Genomic DNA, 21,338 nt, shown 5'->3' on the forward strand with positions numbered 1-21,338 from the left:
CATATACATGAAAGGAGGGATCTAAACGTGTTCGTCATTTCCATCAATGCATCATTCTTCATCTCTATCTCCAATACATAAAAAGCCATGACCACACTTCGGTCATGGCTTTTCTTTATATTGTAACACCCTTTGTTTGACCTATTTTGGCAGAACCGAACTCCCCATTAAATAACGGTCTACCTCGTGCGCCACTTGTCTGCCTTCATTAATTGCCCAGACAATCAAGCTTTGCCCGCGTCTTGCATCTCCAGCTGCAAATACGCCTTCTACATTTGTTGTATATTCCCCATACTTTGCGTCAATGCGATTGTTTTTGCTGTCCACGCCAAAGTGTTTCACAAGCGGCTGTTCAGTTCCCTCAAAACCAATTGCAATAAAGACGAGCTGAGCAGGCCATACCTTCTCTGTCCCTGGAATCTCATGAAATTCAAACTTCCCTTGTTCGTTTTTCACCTTTTCCATTTGAATGGTATGAAGCTCTTTTAATTTCCCATTTTTATCTGCCACAATTTTTGTGGTTTGAATTGAATATTGACGCGGATCTTCTCCGAATTTTGCTTGTGCTTCTTCATAAGCATAATCCAGTGAGAAGACATAAGGCTGTTCTGGCCACATGTTATCCCCTACACGTGTATCTGGAAGCTTTGGATGCTTCCCGAATTGAACAACACTTTTTGCTTTTTGGCGAAGTGCAGTTGCGACGCAGTCAGCGCCTGTATCTCCTCCGCCAATCACAATCACGTCTTTTCCTTTTGCATCAATGAAGTTTTTGTCTTTGAATCCTGAATCAAGCATGCTTTTCGTTGCGAGTGTTAAATAATCCATTGCAAGGTGAATCCCTTTTGCTTCCCTGCCTTCAATTAACAGGTCACGCTGCTTTTGTGCACCTGTACAAAGGATAACCGCATCAAACTGCTCTTTCAGTTCGTCGGCAGTGATATCCACGCCGATTTCTGTGTTTGTCACAAAGTCAATGCCTTCTTGTCTTAGCAGTTTGACTCTTCGCTCGACCACTTCTTTGTCGAGCTTCATATTTGGAATCCCGTAAGTCAGCAGTCCGCCAAGGCGGTCAGAACGCTCGAACACTGTAACAGCGTGTCCTGCTTGGTTTAATTGATCAGCACTTGCAAGTCCTGCTGGTCCTGAGCCGACAATGGCAATTTTCTTCCCTGTACGGCTTGAAGGGATTCTTGGCGTGATCCATCCATTTTCAAAACCTTTATCAATGATCGTGCGTTCGATATTTTTAATCGAAACAGCTGGATCATTAATAGCGACTGTACATGAACCTTCACAAGGCGCAGGACATACTCTCCCAGTAAACTCAGGGAAATTATTTGTTTTTTGCAGTCTTTCGAGCGCTTCTTTCCATCTCCCGCGATAGACCAGGTCATTCCACTCTGGAATTAAATTGTAGATCGGGCAGCCAGACACGCCGCCCCTGATCTCCATACCAATTTGACAAAACGGTGTTCCGCAATCCATACATCTAGCGCCCTGTTTCTTCAATACGTCATCTGTATAAGGAGCTGAATATTCTTTCCAGTCATTTTGACGAGTGAGAGGGTCACGTTCATTTGGCTTTTCTCTTTTATATTCCATAAAACCTGTTGCTTTGCCCATTGTCCTCTCCCCTTTCTTAATGAGCGAGGGCTGCTTTTTGCCCGTTTGCCGTTTCTTGATTTTTCGGTTTTGTATTTGCTTCAAAGGCAAACATCACCGCTTCTTCATGACTGAGGCCCGCTTGTTTTTGTTCTTCAATGCTTTGAAGCATCATTTTGTAATTTCTCGGAATGACTTTGATAAATTGATCCTTTTCTTGCTCCCAGTTTTCAAGAAGTGCTGCTGCTTTTGAGCTGTTTGTATAATCAAGGTGTTCCTTGATCATTTGCTTCACTTCTTGTTCTTCTTCATGATCTGTGAGCTTTTCAAACATGATCATTTCCATGTTGCACATTCTTTTGAACTGTTTGGTATCCGATGTATGGATGTAAGCCACACCACCAGACATACCTGCACCAAAGTTTTTCCCAACGTCTCCTAAAATGACGACACGTCCGCCAGTCATGTATTCACAGCCGTGATCTCCGATTCCTTCAACAACCACATGTACACCTGAATTACGAACAGCAAATCGTTCACCAGCACGTCCGTTAATATAAGCTTTTCCGCTAGTTGCACCGTAAAATGCGACGTTTCCTACAATGACGTTTTCATGTCCATTTTGTACAAAATGATCAGACGTTTTAACAGCAATTTTGCCTCCTGAGAGTCCTTTGCCGATATAGTCATTTGAATCACCTGTTAAATAGAGAGACATACCCTTTGGCACAAATGCGCCAAAGCTTTGTCCAGCTGAACCAGTGAATCTTAGTGTGATCGTATCCTCTGGCAAGCCCTCTTCCCCGTAGCGCTTAGACACTTCACTGCCAGTGATGGTTCCGGCCACACGGTTGATATTGCGAATGCTCAATGATAGATCAACTGGTGTTTGATGATTCAGCGCTTCTTGTACATAAGGAAGGATTTCATTCATATCCAGCGATTCATCAATTTTATGATTTTGCGGTGTTCTGAATGTCCGCGCTCCTTCTGGCTGATAAAGCAGTGTTTCAAGGTTTAGCTGCCCTGCTTTCCAGTGAGCTTTTGCTCGTTCACTGACCGCTAGGACGTCCGTGCGACCAATTAATTCATCCATTGATGTAAAGCCGAGTTCTGCTAAGATTTCTCTTACTTCCTCTGCAATAAACATCATGAAGTTCACAATGTGATCAGGGTTACCCATGAATTTTTTGCGAAGCTCTGGATTTTGTGTGGCAACACCGACCGGGCAAGTATCTAAATGACATGCTCTCATCATTACGCAGCCCAGCACGACAAGTGGAGCTGTCGCAAAGCCATACTCTTCTGCTCCTAAAATCGCAGCCATGACAACATCGCGGCCAGTCATTAACTTTCCGTCCGTTTCAAGAACAACTCTCTCGCGAAGACCGTTTAGCACAAGGGTTTGATGCGCCTCTGCCAATCCAAGCTCCCAAGGAAGTCCTGTGTGTTTAATACTCGTTTTCGGTGAAGCTCCTGTACCGCCGTCATAGCCGCTAATGACAATGACGTCTGCAGTTCCTTTTGCTACACCTGCTGCGATCGTGCCAACGCCTGCTTTAGATACAAGCTTGACACTGATGCGTGCATCACGGTTTGCGTTTTTCAAATCATGAATCAGCTGTGCCAAATCCTCGATGGAATAAATATCATGATGCGGCGGTGGTGAAATTAATCCGACACCTGGCGTAGAACCACGTACATCGGCCACCCAAGGATACACTTTATTTCCTGGAAGCTGTCCGCCTTCTCCCGGCTTTGCCCCTTGCGCCATTTTAATTTGCAATTCATCTGCATTGACTAAGTAATGACTTTTCACACCAAATCGGCCAGAAGCGATTTGTTTAATGGCGCTTCTGCGATCATCACCGTGTTCATCTACTGTAAAGCGGGCAGGATCTTCTCCGCCTTCTCCGCTGTTACTTTTACCGCCAATTCGGTTCATCGCAATTGCAAGTGCCTCATGCGCTTCTTTACTTAAAGATCCAAATGACATAGCACCTGTCTTAAAGCGGCGCACGATGGATTCAGCAGATTCAACCTCTTCCAGACGAACCGGCTTTTGTTTTGGCTGAAATGCAAACAAATTTCTGAGGAAGCCGATTCTTTCTTCATCCGCTGCCATTGTATATTGTTTAAATAGGTCATAATCTTCATTTCGGCATGCCCACTGGAGCGTATGGATCGTTTTTGGATTAAATGCATGGTGCTCTCCATTTTTTCTCCACTGGAATTCACTGCCTGATTCAAGTGTCTGGTCAGTTGCTGCTTGGTACCCTGCTTCATGACGAAGTTTTGCCTCATGAGCAATGGTGTCAAGATCAATCCCGCCAAGCTGAGAAGCTGTTCCTGTGAAATACTCTTGAATGACGTCTTCACTAATCCCGACTGCTTCAAAGATTTGCGCGCCTCTATAGCTTTGCACAGTGGAAATCCCCACTTTGGACATGACTTTGACGACACCTTCTGTCACGCTTTTACCAAACTTTGTAACAGCTTCATCAAAGCTGATCGAAATCGCTTCGTCTGCAATCAGCTGTTTGTACGTTTCATAGACAAGGTAAGGATGGATCGCATCTGCCCCGTAGCCAATCAGTGCGGCAAAATGATGAACCTCTCTCACCTCTCCAGATTCAACGATCAGACTGACCTTTGTCCGCAGACCTTGACGCACAAGGTGCTGATGAAGTGCACTTAGCGCAAGAATTGGTGGAATCGGTACTTTTTGTTCTGTCATTTCACGATCTGAAAGGATTAATAAAGAGACACCTTCTCTAATCGCTTTTTCCGCCTCTTCAAACATCGCATCCAGCCCGCGCTTTAAATCATCGGTGAAAAGTGTATGAATTGTTTTGCTTTTAAAGGCATTATGAACAATTGTTTTCAAGCCGTTAAATTGTCCGCTCGTTAAGACCGGAGTATAAAGTTTAATTCTTCGGCATGAATATTCATTCGGATGTAAAATATCGCCTTCGGCACCTAACCAAGTCATGGTTGATGTCACCAGCTGCTCACGAATGGCATCAATCGGCGGGTTAGTGACTTGTGCGAACAACTGCTTAAAATAAGAAAACAGAGACTGCGCACGATCTGATAACACAGCAAGCGGTGTATCACTTCCCATTGAACCAATTGGGTCCTTGCCTTCCTCTAGTAAAGGGATTAAATACTTTTGAATGTCTTCGTACGTATAATGGAACGCACGCTGACGCGTCAACAAATCGTCCATTATACTAGAATTTTCTGAATTTTCTTCCGAGCGATTGACGTGGACCATTTCTTCATCGAGCCATTTTTGATAAGGAAGTTCATTCGCAATGGTCGATTTCACTTCTTCGTCAGAAATAATTCGCCCTTCTTCTAAATCAATGAGCAGCATTTTGCCAGGCTCAAGACGATCTTTATACTTCACATCTTCTTCATTTGTGTCAATCACGCCGACCTCAGAAGAGAAAATGATATGATCATCATTCGTGACATAGTATCTAGCCGGTCTTAATCCGTTTCGGTCTAAGATGGCCCCGATTTGTTTACCGTCCGTAAAGGAAATCGCTGTTGGTCCATCCCATGGCTCCATGAGAGAACTATGGTATTCATAAAATGCCCGTTTCTCTTTCGACATGTGCGTGTTTTCCGTCCAAGGCTCAGGAATCAGCATCATTGCTGTATGAGCAGGTGTACGGCCTGCAAGCACAAAGAATTCAAAGGCATTGTCTAAAATGGATGAATCACTTCCGTCTGCATTCAGCACTGGCAAAATCTTGTCTAAATCGTCTCCGAAGGCTTCAGATACGAATTGTTGTTCTCTTGCTCTCATCCAATTGATGTTTCCTCTTAATGTGTTGATTTCTCCGTTGTGTATTAAGTAACGGTTTGGATGGGCTCTTTCCCATGTAGGAAATGTATTTGTACTAAATCTTGAATGAACAAGTGAAAATGCAGAAACAAATGTTTCATCCTGTAGATCAAGATAAAAAGCATCGACTTGATCTGATGTTAAAAGCCCCTTATATACGATGGTTTGACTCGACAGGCTGACAAAGTAAAATTGTTTTTCCTCTTTTGTTCCCCAGTTCTCAGCCTGTTTACGGATGACATATAATTTTCTTTCAAATGACAAACGATCTGTGATGTTGTCGTTTGCTCCGATAAAGACCTGCCTCACAACCGGACAGCTCTTCGCTGCGACAGTACCAATTTTCCCGGCATCGACAGGAACCGTTCTCCAGCCAATTAATGTTTGGCCTTCCTGTTTAATGAACCCGTTGATTTTCTGTTCGATGGCTTGACGCGTTTTTTCGTCATCATCTTTTGAAAAGAAGACCATTCCTACCCCGTAACGGCCCTTTTCTGGAAGTGCAAATTCTTTGCAGTTCTTTCTAAAGAAAGCGTCTGGCAGCTGTACCATTAAACCGGCACCATCACCTGTATACGGATCACTGCCTTGCCCGCCGCGGTGATCAAGCTGGCACAGCATTTGTAATCCCTTTTTGACGATGCTATGTGTCGCCTCCCCTTTTAAATGGGCGTACAGTCCGATTCCACATGCATCATGTTCAAATTCAGGACGGTAGAGACCTTGTGGTTGTGGTAGTTGATTATAAGTCATCGTTTCTCTCCCCCGTTTAAAAGATCCGTTTTTCACAGTAATAAAATCTCACAAACTCTGTAACTTATTTTAAGTTTTCAAATTAATATAAACAATATATAATTTAGATCAAAACAATCTCTTTTTGAGATAGATGGGTGTGAAGTGCAAAAATGGAGCTTCGTCAGTTACGTTATTTTGTAGAAGTCGCAGACCGTGAACACGTGTCAGAAGCGGCTGAAAACTTACATGTTGCCCAATCTGCCATCAGCCGGCAGATTGCGAATTTAGAAGAAGAACTTGGAGTGGCCTTATTCGAACGAGAAGGACGAAATATCAAATTAACGAAGATCGGCAGACAATTTTTAGATCATGTCAGAACTGCACTCAAAGCCATTGATTACGCAAAAGAGCAAATTGACGAATACTTAGATCCGCACAAAGGGACGGTGAATATTGGCTTTCCTACAAGTCTAGCAAGCCAAGTGCTCCCTTCTGTCATCTCCGCTTTTAAGCAGGAATATCCAGAGGTCGATTTTTTACTTCGTCAAGGATCCTATAAGTTTCTCATTGAAGCTGTTAAAAATCGTGATATCGATCTCGCCTTTTTAGGACCTGTACCGACAAACGATTCTCAAATAGAAGGAAATATTTTGTTTTCTGAAAGCATTTATGCCCTTTTACCGGTTAGCCACCCCTTTAGCGGACAAAGGAGCATTCATTTAAGTGATTTAAGAAAGGATCATTTCGTGTTATTTCCTGAAGGGTATGTGCTGAGACAAATTGCGGTTGATGCTTGCAAGCAGGCAGGCTATGAGCCTACCATTTCATCTGAAGGAGAAGATTTGGATGCCATTAAAGGCCTCGTATCGGCAGGTATGGGCGTTACCTTATTACCCGAAAGTGCCTTTTATGAAACAACACCGCGATTTACAGTGAAAATTCCGATCGATTTTCCTCAAGTGAGAAGAACGGTTGGCATTATTGCATCTAAAACGCGAGAAATGTCTCCTTCTGCCCATGATTTTTATGTGTTTGTGAAGGATTTCTTTTCTAAAATTGAACAATATAAATAATTCACTAAAACAAGACATTTCATTTGTAGAAATAATCCCTCTTTGTATATGATGGGTTACAGAACAAAAGACTATATGGAAGAAAGGTATTTGTATGAAATCAATTTTATCGTTTTTAAAGCCGTATCGGCTGTCCGTTGTGTCCATTGTCATTCTCACCTTTTTAAGCAGTATGCTCCAGCTGTATTTACCGACGTTAACAGCAGATATCGTTGATGTCGGAATCGTCCAGGGAGATATTGCTTACATATGGAAGGTTGGCGGCTGGATGGTGGCTTGTTCTTTACTCGCTATTTTGCTCACCATTTGGAAGTCTTACTTGTCATCAAAGACAGCACTTGGCTTCGGCCGTGATATGAGAAGACAGTTGTTTGTGCATGTCGAACAATTTTCATTAGAAGAATTTCAAAAGATCGGCACGTCTTCCTTTATTACAAGATCAACAAATGATGTGAAACAAGTCCAAGATGTGACGATCATGATTTTACAAATGATGACGCGGGCCCCGCTTATGCTTGTGGGCGGAATCATTTTGGCTGTTTCCAGGGATGCTGTCCTGTCTCTTATCTTTTTAGCAGCCCTCCCCCTTCTTGGCGGATTTATTTATTTGGTGTCAAGAAAAGCCATTCCGCTATTTGGCCAGCTTCAGAAAAAAACAGACCGGCTGAATTTAATTATGCGAGAATCTCTTTCAGGCATCCGCGTCATTCGTGCATTTAACCGTGTGGATGATGAAAAGGAGCGATTCCAAGAAGCTAACACGTCCTATAAGGATACTGGCCTTAGAGTCAACCGATTAATGGCTTACTTGTTTCCATTTATGCTGATCATCATGAACTTCACGAATATCGGTATTGTCTGGCTCGGGGCAAACCGAATTGATGCCGGAGAAATGGAAGTTGGGAATCTCATTGCCTTCATTCAATATGCGATGATGATTTTAATGGCACTGATTATGCTGTCGATGAGCTTTATTATGGTCCCAAGAGCACAAGCATCAGCTAAACGTATGAATGAAGTGTTAAACATGGAACCAAAGATTAAAGACAAAGAAGTGTCTATGACTGAGCTTCACAAGCCCGCCCACTCCATTCGCTTTGAGGATGTGTCATTTTATTACTCAAATGCAGAGAAACCGGCTGTTCAAAACATCACGTTTGAAGCCAAAACTGGTGAAACAACAGCCATTATCGGAAGTACGGGTTCTGGAAAAACAACGCTGCTCCAGCTGATGACGCGCTTTTATGAAGTGACAGAAGGCCGGATTACACTAGATGATGTAGATATTAGAGAGCTGCCACAGGAGAAACTGAGAAACCAGATGGGCTATGTCTCTCAAAAAGCTGTTTTATTCAGCGGAACCATTGCCGACAATGTGCGTTTCGGCAAGCAGGATGCAAGTGACGAAGACGTTTGGCAGGCGCTGCGAACTGCGCAGGCCGAGGAATTTGTTTTGCAAAAAGATGGCGGAATTGATGCAGAAATTGATCAGGGTGGTTCAAATCTATCGGGCGGCCAAAAGCAGCGGCTTTCCATTGCAAGGGCGCTAGTGCGAAAACCATCATTCTATTTGTTTGACGATAGCTTTTCAGCACTTGATTACAAAACAGATGCAAAGCTGCGGGCATCATTAGAAGCAGAAAAAGCACATGCAGCCCTCATCATTGTCGCTCAACGAATCAGTACAGTGAAGCATAGTGATAAAATCATTGTACTTGATGAAGGGAAAATCGCAGGTATCGGAACACACGAACAATTAATAAAGGATAATCTTGTGTACCAAGAAATTGTCGCATCACAGGAAGGTCAGGAGGTGAGCGAGGATGAGTAAGAAAATGTCTTCCGGCATGGGCCATAAAGGCGCCCACCCTAAAGGGCCAGCCGCAAAACCGAAGGAATTTAAGAAAACACTGCTTCGGTTGACAAGCTATTTAAAACCAAGAAAATTTCAGCTGATCATCGTCTTTATTGCAGCAATTGGTTCAACTGTCTTTAATGTCATTAGTCCAAAGCTGCTTGGGGATGCCACCTCTTCCCTATTTGACAGCTTTACGAATGGAACAGCTGTTCAATTTGATGTCATTTCACGAATACTTTTGCTGCTTGTCGTCCTGTACGTCGTTGCTTCTCTCTTTTCATTCGTTCAGCAATATGTCATGGCCGGTGTCTCTCAACAGACCATTGCTGAATTACGCCAGGAAGCAAATGACAAGCTCACACGTCTCCCCCTTCGTTATTTTGATAAAACAACCCACGGGGACACACTAAGCCGTGTGATGAATGATATCGATAATATTAATACATCGCTTCAGCAGGCGCTCACCCAAGTGATTACATCTGTTATTACAGTCATTGGAATTGTCGTGATGATGCTCTTCATCAGTCCGCTGCTTACGCTGCTTGTTTGTTTGACGCTGCCACTCAGCCTGTTTGCGATTCGCGGCATTACGTCATTTTCACAAAAGCATTTTAAAGCGCAGCAAAAAGAGCTTGGGACGATCAATGGACATATTAATGAGATGTTCACAGGTCATCAGACAGTTCGTGCGTATGGCTACGAAAAGAAAGCGATCGATACATTTGATCAATTAAACGAAAAGCTATATGAATCCTCAAGGAAAGCGCAGTTCATTTCTGGTTTAATGATGCCAATGATGACCTTTATCGGGAACCTTGGCTATGTGGCAGTCAGTGTAGCCGGCGGGATTCTTGTCATTAACGGGAATATTCGTGTCGGGGATGTGCAAGCGTTTATCCAATACACACAGCAAATGTCTCAGCCGCTTGTGCAAGCATCAAGCGTCGCAAACTTAGTTCAATCAGCGATCGCTTCTGCTGAAAGGGTCTTTGAAATCCTTGATGAGGAAGAAGAAAGTACCGAAGAAGATGCGGCAATTGATCTTGCATCACTCTCAGGTGCTGTAAGCTTTGAACAAGTTCAATTCGGATATGAAAAAGATCATCCGATTATTAAAGATTTGAATTTAGATGTGCAAGAAGGACAGACTGTTGCCATTGTCGGACCAACGGGCGCAGGAAAAACAACAATCATCAATCTTTTAATGCGTTTTTACGAATTAGATCAAGGCTCCATACGTATTGGCGGTGTCAAAACAACTGATCTCAGCCGTCAGCAAGTACGAGAATTATTTGCGATGGTTCTTCAGGATACGTGGCTCTTTGAAGGAACGATTTACGACAACATTGCCTATGGCAGACAGGACGTTTCCAAAGAGGATGTCATCAAAGCCGCCAAACATGCCTATGCGGATGATTTCATCCGTACACTTCCAGATGGATATGACACACTCTTAACAGAAGATGCCGGCAACCTGTCACAAGGTCAGCGCCAGCTGCTAACCATCGCCCGTGCTATTTTATCTGATCCAAAGATCTTGATATTAGATGAAGCAACAAGCAGTGTGGATACACGGACAGAGATGCATATTCAAAAAGCAATGAATGAATTGATGAAAGGCAGAACGAGCTTCGTGATTGCACACAGACTTTCAACGATCAAGGATGCAGACCTCATTTTAGTCATGAAGGATGGAAGCATCATTGAAAAAGGATCGCACAGCGAACTTTTAAAACAAAAAGGCTTCTATGCAGATTTATATATGAGTCAATTTGCCGAAAATCAAGTTGGTTAACATCAAAAAGAGGGTAAACACGCATGTCACATGCTGTCTACCCTCTTTTCAATTGTTATCTGCTCGCTTCTTCACTTTTACACTGAGCTTCGTTATATACTCTGCTTCATCTTTAGACATGAGCGAATGAAGTAAATACTCCTCAAATACATCTCCATCCAGCAACATGCCCTCTTTCTCGATTTCATCTAATAAATGCGAATAAGCAGACTCAATCTCATCATATGTTCCTTGATCATATATCACCGCATAGATCCCGCCAGTTTTTTTCACTGCCCCCGGTCCATCCATTCGGCAGAACAGCTGATCTGACTGATGATAGCGGCGCTTACGAAACTGTTCCTTTTTTAAGACAGAACCATTTGCCGCAGCCCCTTTTATGCCAACTTCCTTTAAAAATTCCCCTACAATACGTGATATTTCTTCTACAGGTGTATTTAAGTCGATCGGGTTTGAAGCACTTAGTATGACTGGTTCTTCTGGCAGCTCTTGAAACAGGACCTCCCCTATTTTCACAGTTGATAATTCATGTGTCGTCTCGATCACCCGCATAAGAAAAGCTTGGATATCTTGCAGTTTTTCAATCTCTTGTTTGACCTTTTCTACTTGGTCGGCCGCCAGGCTTTGCAGTCTCTCGCGAGAAGGTTCTGTGAAATATTGTTTTAACTCTTTGATCGGAAATTGAACAGCCCGCAAGGATTGAATCGCAATAAAATGGTCAAATTGCTCAAGTGTATAGTAACGGTAGCCATTTTCATGAACACCAGCCGGCTTAAATAAATCGATTTTATCATAATACAGAAGCGTATCCTTTTTTACATCAAATAGCTTGGCAAACTCTCCAGTGAAAAATGTTTTTTGCACATCATTGATCATGATGAAGGCTCCTTTCTTGACTATGGAGTTACTCCATCCTTTATCATAACATGCAGAAACACCATTACGCAGGGAAAGGATAAGAAAATGAACAAAATAACTCAACATGAAGTGACATTAGCACATGCAAATAAAGAAGATTTCCCTTCTATGAAAAAAGAGCTTCAGAAAGCTTTTACAGCTGGCGTGATCGATGCATTCGGCGATGCGCAGGATGGACCGATTCCACCAGATGAAGTGATTGATGAATCTTTTCATTCGAATGAACACATTGTTTATCATATTATGCTAAATGGTGAAAAGGCAGGCGGCGTTGTCATCAAAATCAACCAAGAGACACATCACAACTCGGTTGATTTGCTATACATCTCCTCATCCTCTCACGGCCGGGGCATTGGTCAGGCAGCATGGAAAGCCATCGAGGCGCAATATCCAGAAACAATTGTATGGGAGGTTGTGACCCCATATTTTGAAAAACGCAACATTCATTTCTATGTCAACAAGTGCGGCTTTCAAATTGTTGAATTTTATCACTTACACCATCCAGACCCAAACGCACCTCGTGAAGCAGATCAGGGCAATGGCCCTTTAGCACCTGAGGAATTTGAATTTTTTAAATTTGAGAAGGTGATGAAACCAATAACAAAATAATTGAGATCCTTTCAATCACAAAAGTCGATCCTTCTACTATTTGAAGATCGACTTTGTGATTTTTATTAATCTAGCGTTATTTTAAAACCGTCATATGCAAACATCATATCCTCAGGTAAGTATTCACCTCGTTGAATGATGTCTATGTCATGTGATAAGTGTGTTAAGATCATTTTTTTCGGTTGTAACTTTTGTTTCAATTCCATTGCTTCATTCACATCATAAACCGACCTTTTATTGGGCGGCTGATTTTCTTTCCAAAAAGAAGTCCCGAATATTAATGAATCAAGGTGGTAGAAATGCAACCATTGCTCATCAGTTACTTGAAAGGAATCAGATAAATAGGCCCATTTATATCCATTAATTTTTTGAACTAAAATTCCATAAGACGAACTGTTATGACCATGATTTACTTTATGAAAAGAAATTTTATTGCCATCACTTACCCATTTCGTTGTTCCTACAAAAGTTAGCCCTTTTCTATTGTTTAAGTAAGGAAATCGCTCCTTTAACTGATTAATTACATCTGGAGGACTCACTATTTGAACTTGTTGATTATGCCAGAAGCATAAATCTGCAAAATCTCCTAAACCACCAATATGATCGTTATGAGAATGAGTTATAAACACAACTGAAGGAATTGTTCTATTATTATATGTTTGAAACTGGATCTTGAAATCGGGTGAAATATCGATAAGATAGCTCTTGTTGCCTAAATAAAATTCACAACTCGGCCTAGTTCGTTGATTGTCTGGTAAGCCCGATTTACAAACTGGACACTTGCATAACAATCTATGTACCCCTTGAGCATCGCTTGTTCCATAAAATATAAGTGAATCCATCTCATTTCTCCTTTTATAACTCAGCTAAATTTTTCATTTATTCTTTAACGAAACCTACTATTCTCCATAGTTAATCAACATTTGTAATCAGACTACCAATTATAGTTTTAAAAGTAAATATATAGATTGTGATTTAAATTTTCACTCATTCGTATAAATTCACTAAAAAACACTACCTCATAAAAAGGTAGTGTTTCTTGAATCTTCTCTATCTTCTAATCTGACCGTCGCCACATAGAAGCAGCTTAGTTGTCGTGAGTGCAGGAAGTCCCATTGGCCCTCTTGCGTGGAGTTTTTGAGTAGAAATGCCGATTTCAGCTCCATAGCCAAGTGCGCCGCCGTCTGTAAAGCGAGTCGATGCGTTATGATAAACAGCCGCCGCATCGACTTCGTTTAGAAACGTGAGTGCATGTTTTTCATCTTCTGTCACGATGGCTTCTGAATGCTTTGTGCCGTACTGATCGATATGGCTGATCGCTTCCTCGATTGAATCGACTACCTTTACCGCAAGATCAAGACTTAAATACTCATCTGTCCAATCTACTTCCCCAGCAGGAACCGCATGTGAAAAGTAAGACTCTGCTGCCTGATCTCCATGTACAGTGACACGGTGCTCCTGCAAAGCTTCATTTAATGAGACTGCATTTTCTTTCAGCCAATCGCGATGAATAATCAGCGTCTCAAGTGCATTACATACAGCCGGACGATTCGTTTTCGCATTGATCACAATCTCAATGGCTTTTTTCACATTCGCGGTTTGATCAATAAAGACATGACAGTTTCCTGTCCCTGTTTCAAGCACTGGAATAGTGGATTCCTCCACCACTGTTTTGATTAAGGAAGCTCCGCCTCGCGGAATTAACACATCGATCCATTCTTTAAGTTGAAACATCGCCTGAACCGATGAACGGTCTGTTTGTTCAATCAATTGCACCGCATCACGAGGAATTGTTGTTTGATCCAATGCTTCATGAATCACACTGACAATGGCTTTGTTGGAAGAAATAGCGGAGGAACCGCCTTTTAAAATCACTGAGTTGCCTGCCTTTAAGGCAAGGCCTGCTGCATCGACAGTGACGTTCGGTCTCGCTTCATAGATCATCCCGATCACGCCGAGCGGTACTCTTCGGCTTTTCACATGTAAGCCGTTATCAAGAGTCCATTCATCCAATATTTCTCCAACAGGATCTGTTAATCTCGTCACGAGCCGCAAACTTTCAGCAAACTCATGAATTCTTTCTTCATTTAACATTAACCGATCTAAAAGTGCCTCTGAGAAGCCCTTTTCTTTCCCAGCATTTAAATCTTTTTGATTCTCCTGTAAAATGAAGCGGCTTTTTTGCTCTAACGCTTCTGCCATTTTAAGCAGTGCGTCATTCTTTTCCTCTGTCTGAAGTAAACTTAGTTTTTTTGAAACGTGCTTTGCTTTTTTCGCTTTTTCTTTGACCGATGTGACAACTTCAGCTGTCAGTGTCATGGAATTCCTCCCTTTTGGTTAACAAACTGGAATCGATAAATCTAAATGACAAACAAATGCTTCAAGATCGACGACATGAACGATTTCATCTTGTAACAAGTCACTCTTACGTGCGAGTTCATCTGACGCATAATTCACAATACCAAGCCCTATTTCTCTTTCATCTTGATCTAAAATACGGACGACATCGCCTTTTTTAAATGAACCTTTCACACTGACAATCCCATCAGAATCAAGACTTCCCTCTCGGTGCATGAGAAATTCCTGTGTTTTCTCTTGAACCACGATCTCACCTTTTGGTCCAGAATGAAAGGCAATCCACTGCTTCTTATAGTTCAGCGGCGCTACATTTTCGTCAGCGGTAAAATAAGTGCCGTCCTCTGTCCCATTGATCGCATTGTCTAAAATGTGAGGCGTATCTGCTTTTCCTAAAAAACCATTGATACCTGCGGCCATTGATATTTTAAAAGCATCGAGCTTTGATTTCATTCCGCCTGTACCTACGCTGCTGCCTGCGTCTCCAGCAGCTGCTTCGATGTCTTCTGTAATGTCAGTGACTTCAAGAATTCTCTTTGCATTTGGATTTGTATGAGGATTATCTTCATACAAGCCATCAATATCAGATAAAATGGCAAGGAAATCCGCATCAATTAAGCCAGCTACTTTTGCAGACAATGTATCGTTGTCTCCAAACTTCAACCGATTGATCGTCACTGTATCATTTTCGTTAATAATGGGGATGATGCCTCGATCTAATAACACATTCATTGTGTTGCGTACATTTTGATAGCGCGTTTCATCAGAAAAATCACTTCTTGTGATTAAGAGCTGTGAGGCAATATAACCGTGTGATAAAAATAAAGTAGAATATGATTCCATTAAAAGCCCTTGCCCAATTGAGGCAGATGCCTGCTTTTCCGGCAGTGTTTTCGGTCTATCGATAAATCCTAGTTTTCGGTAACCAGCTGCAACCGCACCAGATGAAACCAAAATGACTTCGTGTCCTTCATCTTTCAGTTTCACAATTTGATTGACGAGGTTTTCTAGTTTTTTTAAACTAATCTCACCTTGAAAGCTAGTAAGAGAGCTGCTTCCGATTTTCACAACAATTCGTTTTCTCTCTTTATTTGCGTACACCTTATCACTCCTGCATCTGAATTCTATTTATATAGATACTTTTTGTTTTTGCTGATTGCTTATCTCTTTTGATCGATTGGCAGCATGTTTGACAGCCTGCTTGATCGCTTCTCCTCCGCCAAAATCATCTAATGCATTCAGTCCAGCAGCAGTTGTTCCATTTGGTGACGTAATTTTCTCTCTTAGGACTGAAGGATTTTCCTCTGTTTCTTGGAGCATTTTTGCCGCACCGAGGAGTGTCTGCGCGCCAATTTGGCGAGACAATTCCTTTGATAAACCTGCCTCTTCTCCTGCTTCTTCGATTCTTTCCATTAAGAAATAAAAGTAGGCGGGCCCGCTTCCAGCAATTCCAGTAAAGATATCCATTTGCTCTTCCTGAATGGTATAGACTTCGCCCATTTCAGATAAAAGAGCCTGGCTTATGCTCATATGATCGTTTTTCACGTAACGTCCAGCCGATAAAGCAGTCGCTGATGCCCCGATCGTACTTGAGGTATTTGGCATGACCCTTATAACAGGCTGGCCTTCGTGCAGCATGTCTTCAATATACGATAGCTTAACACCTGCAAGGACAGACATGATAAGCTGATGTGGCTGAATACGAGATTTTAATGATTCCAGTGCTGCTTCAGCATCCTTTGGTTTCATGGCCAGGATCAACATATCCATTTCTTCAAAAGGAAATGAATCCATTGCGGCTGTTTGAATTCCGTATTGTTTCGTTAGTTCATTCAATCGATGTTGATTTTGTCTGTTTGTTGCGTAGATTTGGCCTAGCGGCATCTGTCCTGATCGCACAATCCCTGCAATCATTCCTTCCGCCATAGAACCTGCTCCAATGAAAGCAACTTTCTTTTGATCAATGATATTGATCCTCTCCCTTGTTCGCTTTTTGTTCGCGTTTTTCGCACGTTAGTAATCGTAACATGATGAGAAATCGTGTCAAGAAAGAGCCAGCGCTTTTCAAAAGTCCCGAATGCCTGGCGGACAGCTTGCTGTAAGTATGTTAGCCGTGTTTTTCAAATTCAGCGATTTAGATCAAAAGAACTATGATCATTTGAATCATAGGACCCTTTCGTTCGACTGAATTCCCCATTTTATTTTTGGTTTCGGTGACTTCAATTCTATTTTTTAGAAAGCGCTCTCATTTTAATCACTTTCTATTTTCCTATTTGGTGAATGTGCTTGAATCTTTCGATTAGACTATTGACATATTTTAGAAAACATGTCCGTTGAAATGATATTTTACTGGTGATACCGTGAAAGAGAAATCATGTGAAAAAGGAGCGTTCATAATGAAAGTGAAAGAAAACTATATCAATGTGATTCCAATGAAAGAAATCCGTTCTACCGATGACCTTCTTTTCCCATTCCCTATTTACAATGAGCTGCGTGCAGAAAGTGATATTAGATATGATGAGACAAGAAAGTGCTGGGATCTCTTTCGATATGCGGATATCCAGTCTGTTCTAAAGCAGCCTAAAGTGTTCTCTTCACAGCGAGGAAGAAGCACGTCTAAAACAAGTATTTTAACGATGGATCCTCCAAAACATACAAAGATGAGAGCGCTCGTGAATAAAGCATTCACCCCAAAAGCGATCAAGCAATTAGAAGATAAGATCAAAGACCTGACACATGATTTATTAAATCAAGTCAAGGATCAACGTACGTTTGATATCGTGCAAGATTTAGCAGCTCCCCTGCCGGTGATGATCATCGCTGAGCTTCTCGGTGCAGAGGTGCAGGACAGAGAGCTGATTAAAAAACATTCTGATGCCCTTGTGGCAGGTGCTAAGGATGAATCAAAAGAAGCCATTCAGGCTGTTGTAGATATGCAAAAACGCGCTGAAGAGGAGCTTTCCGTTTATTTTGCTCATTTGATCAAAAAACGAAAAGAAACGCCTGCGGGTGACTTGATCTCGCTTCTCATTCAAGCAGAAATCGATGGAGAGCGTTTAACGGAGAATGAACTGCTTGGCTTTTGTATTCTATTACTCGTTGCAGGCAATGAGACAACGACCAATCTAATCACAAATGCCGTACGACTGCTGACAGAGCAGCCGCATATCGCTGAATCCGTTCGACAGGACCCCTCTCTTATTCCTCCATTGACTGAGGAAACGTTGCGGTATTATCCGCCTGTTCAAGCCATTGGCCGAATCGCCGCAGAGGATGTTGAAATTGCTGGCGCACGCATTGAAAAGGGAGACTACCTCATCAGCTGGGTTGCTTCAGCAAATCGGGATGAACAGAAGTTTGAAGATCCAGATACGTTCCGGCTTGATCGGAAATCAAATCCGCATATGAGCTTTGGGTTTGGCATTCATTTCTGTCTCGGTGCACCGCTTGCCCGGCTTGAAAGCAACATTGCGCTTGATGTTTTACTCCATACGTTTCAAGACATCACCTGCGCTGCAGATCAGCTAAAACCTATTCAAAGCACGTTTGTTTTTGGGGTAAAAGAATTTCCTGTACAAGTCACCCGTTTTTAAAAGTCCCTTTTTCAGGGGCTTTTTTTCATTTTCTACAATTCATCATCTCTTTCTTACCTTCCACCTCCGAACATGCTAAAATAAAGTCCATACAAAGCGATAACGGAATGCAGAAAGGAAGCCGAAAACTCATGACCGATTATACAGCGATGAAAGACGGAATATTCAAATCAGTTTGTTCGTTAGATTGCCCGGATCAGTGCGGTCTTTTAATACATAAAGAAAATGGAAAGATCGTGAAAGTGCAGGGGGATCCGGATCACCCTGTCACACAAGGAAACATATGCAACAAAGTGCGTAATGTCACAGCCCGTTTATACGATGAAAAAAGACTGACCACTCCTTTAAAACGTGTTGGTAAAAAAGGCGAAGCACAGTTTGCACCGATTACGTGGGAAGAAGCCATTGAAACCATTCGTCAAAAATGGACAAAGCTGATCGAAGAAAAAGGGTCAGAAAGCATTTTGCCTTACAGCTTCTATGGGAACATGGGCAATCTCAACGCAGAAGGAATGGACCGCCGCTTTTTTTATCGTCTTGGTTCAAGTCAGTTAGACCGGACGATCTGTCAGTCAGCGGGAACGACTGGCTATAAATATACAATGGGTTCAAGCATTGGGACAGATCCTGAAGACACCATTCATACGAAACTATTTATCTTTTGGGGCATCAATGCCGTATCGACCAATATGCACCAAATCACCTTGGCACAAAAAGCGCGAAAGCAAGGAGCTAAGGTTGTTGTGATTGATGTTCACAAGAACCAAACCGGCCGGATGGCAGATTGGTTCATTCCGCTTCGACCTGGTACTGACAGTGCACTTGCCCTTGGCATCATGCATGTCCTTTTTAAAGAGGAACGTACAGATGAAGCCTTTTTAGAGACCTACACGGTCGGTCATAAAGAGCTGCGCGAGCATGTGAAGCAGTATGATCCAGACACAATTGAGCGAATCACGGGTGTCCCTAAGGATGACATCATGACACTAGCTAGAATGTACGCTGAGACATCACCATCTCTCATTCGCATTGGGAATGGTTTGCAGCACCATGATAATGGCGGGATGAGTATTAGAACCATTTCCTGCCTCCCTGCCCTGACTGGTCAATGGCTGCACAAGGGCGGCGGCGCGATGAAATCAAACTCTTCTTTTCTTAGCTATAATGAAACAGCTCTTCAGCGGCCGGATTTATTAAAAGAACGCACACCTAGATCATTTAATATGAACCAGCTGGGAAGTGTGCTGACAAGTGCAGAGCCTTCCGTTGATTCTCTCTTTATCTATTCGTGCAACCCTGCAGTTGTAACACCTGAAGCGAATAAAGTCAGAGAAGGTTTGCTGAGAGAGGACTTATTTACAGTGGTTCATGATTTATTTCTAACAGAAACAGCGGCGTATGCAGACATTGTCCTGCCGGCGACATCTGCCTTTGAAAATGAGGATTTCTATACATCATATTGGCATCATTATATTCAAATTCAGGAGCCAGTGATAGAACGCTACGGAGAAAGCAAATCTAATACTGAAGTATTCCGCCTGCTAGCTCATGCGATGGGCTTTGAAGATGAAGCCTTCCGAGAGACAGATGCTGAGCTCATGGAACAAGCTCTTCATCATCCAGAAAATCCGCATTATGAGGACATTTCATACGAAGCATTAAAAGAAAAGAAATGGATCAAAGCAAAGCGTGGAACTTTCGAGGAATTAAAGCTTCAAACCCCAAGCGGAAAAATTGAGCTTTATTCTGAACAAATGAAAAAAGACGGGTATCCAGCACTTCCAACCTATGTGCCCCTTTATCAGGAAAGCGATTATCCGCTTACCTTTATACCGGGGCCGAACCATAATTTTTTGAATTCCACCTTCTCACTTCATGAAAAGCATCAAAAGCTTGAGAAATTTCCGAAGCTGCACATGAATGAACAAGATGCAAAGGAAAGAAAGATTGAAGATGGTGACATGGTCCGTGTGCTGAACGACCGAGGAGAGTGTGAGCTTGTCGTGTCAGTCGGTCAAAATGTATTATCTGGTGTTGTGGTCAGTCAAGGATTATGGGCAGATCAAAAAGGGAAAAAACATTTAGTGAATGGGTTAACACCTGATCGATTGGCAGATATGGGCGGCGGCGCGACGTTCTTTTCTGGCAGAGTCGAAGTTGAAAAATTATCTTAGAAAAAGTAAAAGCCAGCAAAAAACTGCTGGCTTTTTTATAAGCTTTTATCGTCCAATAAACAGCTGGTTGGTCATCACATTCGCACTTCCGCTGCTTTGGTAGCCTTCTACAGTAAATGCCGTTTCGTACATTTTACCCATTGGCATGCCTAAGCTTTCCCATTTATTAAAATGCGCACTGACGGAGACCGTTCCGCTTGTACGTTTTGTTTGACGTACACTCCAATATTGCTTAAAGGTCGCGATCCCGATAATGGAAGGCTGATTGACGCGAGTCGTTTCATAAATGTCATATGTGCCTCCATCGGCATAAAATGATCCTTTATACGCTCCTGTTGGACGATATGTGCCCCATGAATCAACAATGTAGTATTCTGCTAATGGAGATTGTGTCCAGCCATAGACACATAAATAGGAATTCCCGCCTGGGTTAAAGTTTGCGTTGTAGTTGATGGAGATGTTGCCAAGCTGATGATGAGTTTTAGTGGAATCAAACTTCTTCCCTTTTCGAAATAAGGCATTTCCGATACTGTTCCAGCCTGCAGTAAATGCCCCGCCGTTATTGAGTGTCATCGATGTGTTTCCATAATCCTTCCATAATTCATAATCGTATCCGCTATGTGTACCCATTTCATTATTATAAATCGTTTTCGCATCAGCTGGCACAGCCGTCAGTGTCAGCACAAATCCAATACACACCACAAACAATAGCCTCAATCTTTTCAAATTCATTTTCCATCCCTCTCCTTTTTTCATTCGTATTGTTC

General features: G+C 42.3%; 14 protein-coding genes. 6 read left to right on the forward strand and 8 right to left on the reverse strand.

The features are described 5' to 3' along the window. Positions 1 to 141: 141 nt before the first annotated feature. Together gltD and gltB are read right to left on the reverse strand one after the other, a co-directional pair. The gene (gene gltD / locus NST59_RS09320) at positions 142 to 1,626 is read right to left on the reverse strand and encodes a glutamate synthase small subunit (protein WP_039179183.1); all 1,485 of its coding nucleotides are present in this window, start codon (positions 1,624 to 1,626) and stop codon (positions 142 to 144) included. 16 nt (positions 1,627 to 1,642) lie between these two features. Further along, positions 1,643 to 6,214 (reverse strand): glutamate synthase large subunit, encoded by a 4,572-nt coding sequence (gltB, locus tag NST59_RS09325; RefSeq protein ID WP_341040576.1) that lies wholly within the window; start codon positions 6,212 to 6,214, stop codon positions 1,643 to 1,645. Between the two features lie 152 nt (positions 6,215 to 6,366). On the opposite strand from gltB, the gene NST59_RS09330 reads away from it, so the two are divergent. The 3 genes from NST59_RS09330 to NST59_RS09340 all read left to right on the forward strand — a co-directional run bounded on the left by NST59_RS09330 (position 6,367) and on the right by NST59_RS09340 (position 10,922). Further along, a complete protein-coding gene (locus NST59_RS09330) occupies positions 6,367 to 7,269 on the forward strand; it encodes a LysR family transcriptional regulator (protein ID WP_034280677.1) in 903 nt (300 codons plus the stop codon). Positions 7,270 to 7,363: 94 nt separating this feature from the next. Then, positions 7,364 to 9,100, forward strand: a complete 1,737-nt coding sequence (locus NST59_RS09335) for an ABC transporter ATP-binding protein (protein ID WP_064497454.1) — start codon at positions 7,364 to 7,366, stop codon at positions 9,098 to 9,100. Then, on the forward strand, positions 9,093 to 10,922 hold the full coding sequence (locus NST59_RS09340; RefSeq protein WP_064497455.1) for an ABC transporter ATP-binding protein: 1,830 nt from the start codon (positions 9,093 to 9,095) through the stop codon (positions 10,920 to 10,922). The genes NST59_RS09335 and NST59_RS09340 overlap by 8 nt, the downstream gene beginning before the upstream one ends. Before the next feature lie 48 nt (positions 10,923 to 10,970). Here NST59_RS09340 and NST59_RS09345 read toward each other — a convergent pair whose 3' ends face one another. Further along, the gene (locus tag NST59_RS09345) at positions 10,971 to 11,798 is read right to left on the reverse strand and encodes a MerR family transcriptional regulator (RefSeq protein ID WP_064497456.1); all 828 of its coding nucleotides are present in this window, start codon (positions 11,796 to 11,798) and stop codon (positions 10,971 to 10,973) included. An 87-nt stretch (positions 11,799 to 11,885) separates the two neighbouring features. Here NST59_RS09345 and NST59_RS09350 point away from each other — a divergent pair, with 87 nt between their 5' ends. After that, entirely contained in the window at positions 11,886 to 12,449 is a 564-nt protein-coding gene (locus tag NST59_RS09350) for a GNAT family N-acetyltransferase (protein WP_341040577.1), read from the forward strand. Positions 12,450 to 12,514: 65 nt separating this feature from the next. Here the strand turns inward: NST59_RS09350 and NST59_RS09355 are convergent, their stop codons facing one another. From NST59_RS09355 to proC, 4 genes are all read right to left on the reverse strand, one after another. Continuing rightward, positions 12,515 to 13,291: an MBL fold metallo-hydrolase gene (locus NST59_RS09355; RefSeq protein ID WP_341040578.1), complete on the reverse strand. Its 777-nt coding sequence runs from the start codon at positions 13,289 to 13,291 to the stop codon at positions 12,515 to 12,517. Between the two features lie 208 nt (positions 13,292 to 13,499). Further along, on the reverse strand, positions 13,500 to 14,768 hold the full coding sequence (locus NST59_RS09360; RefSeq protein ID WP_039179202.1) for a glutamate-5-semialdehyde dehydrogenase: 1,269 nt from the start codon (positions 14,766 to 14,768) through the stop codon (positions 13,500 to 13,502). Positions 14,769 to 14,786: 18 nt separating this feature from the next. Beyond that, the gene (gene proB, locus NST59_RS09365) at positions 14,787 to 15,905 is read right to left on the reverse strand and encodes a glutamate 5-kinase (RefSeq protein WP_144491454.1); all 1,119 of its coding nucleotides are present in this window, start codon (positions 15,903 to 15,905) and stop codon (positions 14,787 to 14,789) included. Between the two features lie 27 nt (positions 15,906 to 15,932). Beyond that, a complete protein-coding gene (gene proC / locus NST59_RS09370) occupies positions 15,933 to 16,730 on the reverse strand; it encodes a pyrroline-5-carboxylate reductase (protein WP_039179207.1) in 798 nt (265 codons plus the stop codon). Positions 16,731 to 17,200: 470 nt separating this feature from the next. On the opposite strand from proC, the gene NST59_RS09375 reads away from it, so the two are divergent. Together NST59_RS09375 and NST59_RS09380 are read left to right on the forward strand one after the other, a co-directional pair. Next, positions 17,201 to 18,397 (forward strand): cytochrome P450, encoded by a 1,197-nt coding sequence (locus NST59_RS09375; protein ID WP_144491453.1) that lies wholly within the window; start codon positions 17,201 to 17,203, stop codon positions 18,395 to 18,397. A gap of 131 nt (positions 18,398 to 18,528) precedes the next feature. After that, the gene (locus NST59_RS09380; RefSeq protein WP_247544566.1) at positions 18,529 to 20,571 is read left to right on the forward strand and encodes a molybdopterin oxidoreductase family protein; all 2,043 of its coding nucleotides are present in this window, start codon (positions 18,529 to 18,531) and stop codon (positions 20,569 to 20,571) included. Between the two features lie 45 nt (positions 20,572 to 20,616). Here the strand turns inward: NST59_RS09380 and NST59_RS09385 are convergent, their stop codons facing one another. Then, a complete protein-coding gene (locus NST59_RS09385; RefSeq protein ID WP_025093139.1) occupies positions 20,617 to 21,303 on the reverse strand; it encodes a glycoside hydrolase family 11 protein in 687 nt (228 codons plus the stop codon). Between the last annotated feature and the right edge of the window lie 35 nt (positions 21,304 to 21,338).

The organism is Bacillus sp. FSL R5-0439 (assembly GCF_038008805.1).
Taxonomy (GTDB): domain Bacteria; phylum Bacillota; class Bacilli; order Bacillales; family Bacillaceae; genus Bacillus; species Bacillus safensis.

What these genes read in the sequence shown, in the direction of transcription:
- gltB (WP_341040576.1), bottom strand. Translation starts at nt 6,214, where the DNA reads ATGACTTATAATCAACTACCACAACCACAAGGTCTCTACCGTCCTGAA.
- NST59_RS09335 (WP_064497454.1), top strand. Translation starts at nt 7,364, where the DNA reads ATGAAATCAATTTTATCGTTTTTAAAGCCGTATCGGCTGTCCGTTGTG.
- NST59_RS09360 (WP_039179202.1), bottom strand. Translation starts at nt 14,768, where the DNA reads ATGACACTGACAGCTGAAGTTGTCACATCGGTCAAAGAAAAAGCGAAA.
- NST59_RS09385 (WP_025093139.1), bottom strand. Translation starts at nt 21,303, where the DNA reads ATGAATTTGAAAAGATTGAGGCTATTGTTTGTGGTGTGTATTGGATTT.
- gltD (WP_039179183.1), bottom strand. Translation starts at nt 1,626, where the DNA reads ATGGGCAAAGCAACAGGTTTTATGGAATATAAAAGAGAAAAGCCAAAT.
- NST59_RS09350 (WP_341040577.1), top strand. Translation starts at nt 11,886, where the DNA reads ATGAACAAAATAACTCAACATGAAGTGACATTAGCACATGCAAATAAA.
- NST59_RS09345 (WP_064497456.1), bottom strand. Translation starts at nt 11,798, where the DNA reads ATGATCAATGATGTGCAAAAAACATTTTTCACTGGAGAGTTTGCCAAG.
- NST59_RS09380 (WP_247544566.1), top strand. Translation starts at nt 18,529, where the DNA reads ATGACCGATTATACAGCGATGAAAGACGGAATATTCAAATCAGTTTGT.
- proC (WP_039179207.1), bottom strand. Translation starts at nt 16,730, where the DNA reads ATGGCGGAAGGAATGATTGCAGGGATTGTGCGATCAGGACAGATGCCG.
- NST59_RS09375 (WP_144491453.1), top strand. Translation starts at nt 17,201, where the DNA reads ATGAAAGTGAAAGAAAACTATATCAATGTGATTCCAATGAAAGAAATC.
- NST59_RS09355 (WP_341040578.1), bottom strand. Translation starts at nt 13,291, where the DNA reads ATGGATTCACTTATATTTTATGGAACAAGCGATGCTCAAGGGGTACAT.
- NST59_RS09330 (WP_034280677.1), top strand. Translation starts at nt 6,367, where the DNA reads ATGGAGCTTCGTCAGTTACGTTATTTTGTAGAAGTCGCAGACCGTGAA.
- NST59_RS09340 (WP_064497455.1), top strand. Translation starts at nt 9,093, where the DNA reads ATGAGTAAGAAAATGTCTTCCGGCATGGGCCATAAAGGCGCCCACCCT.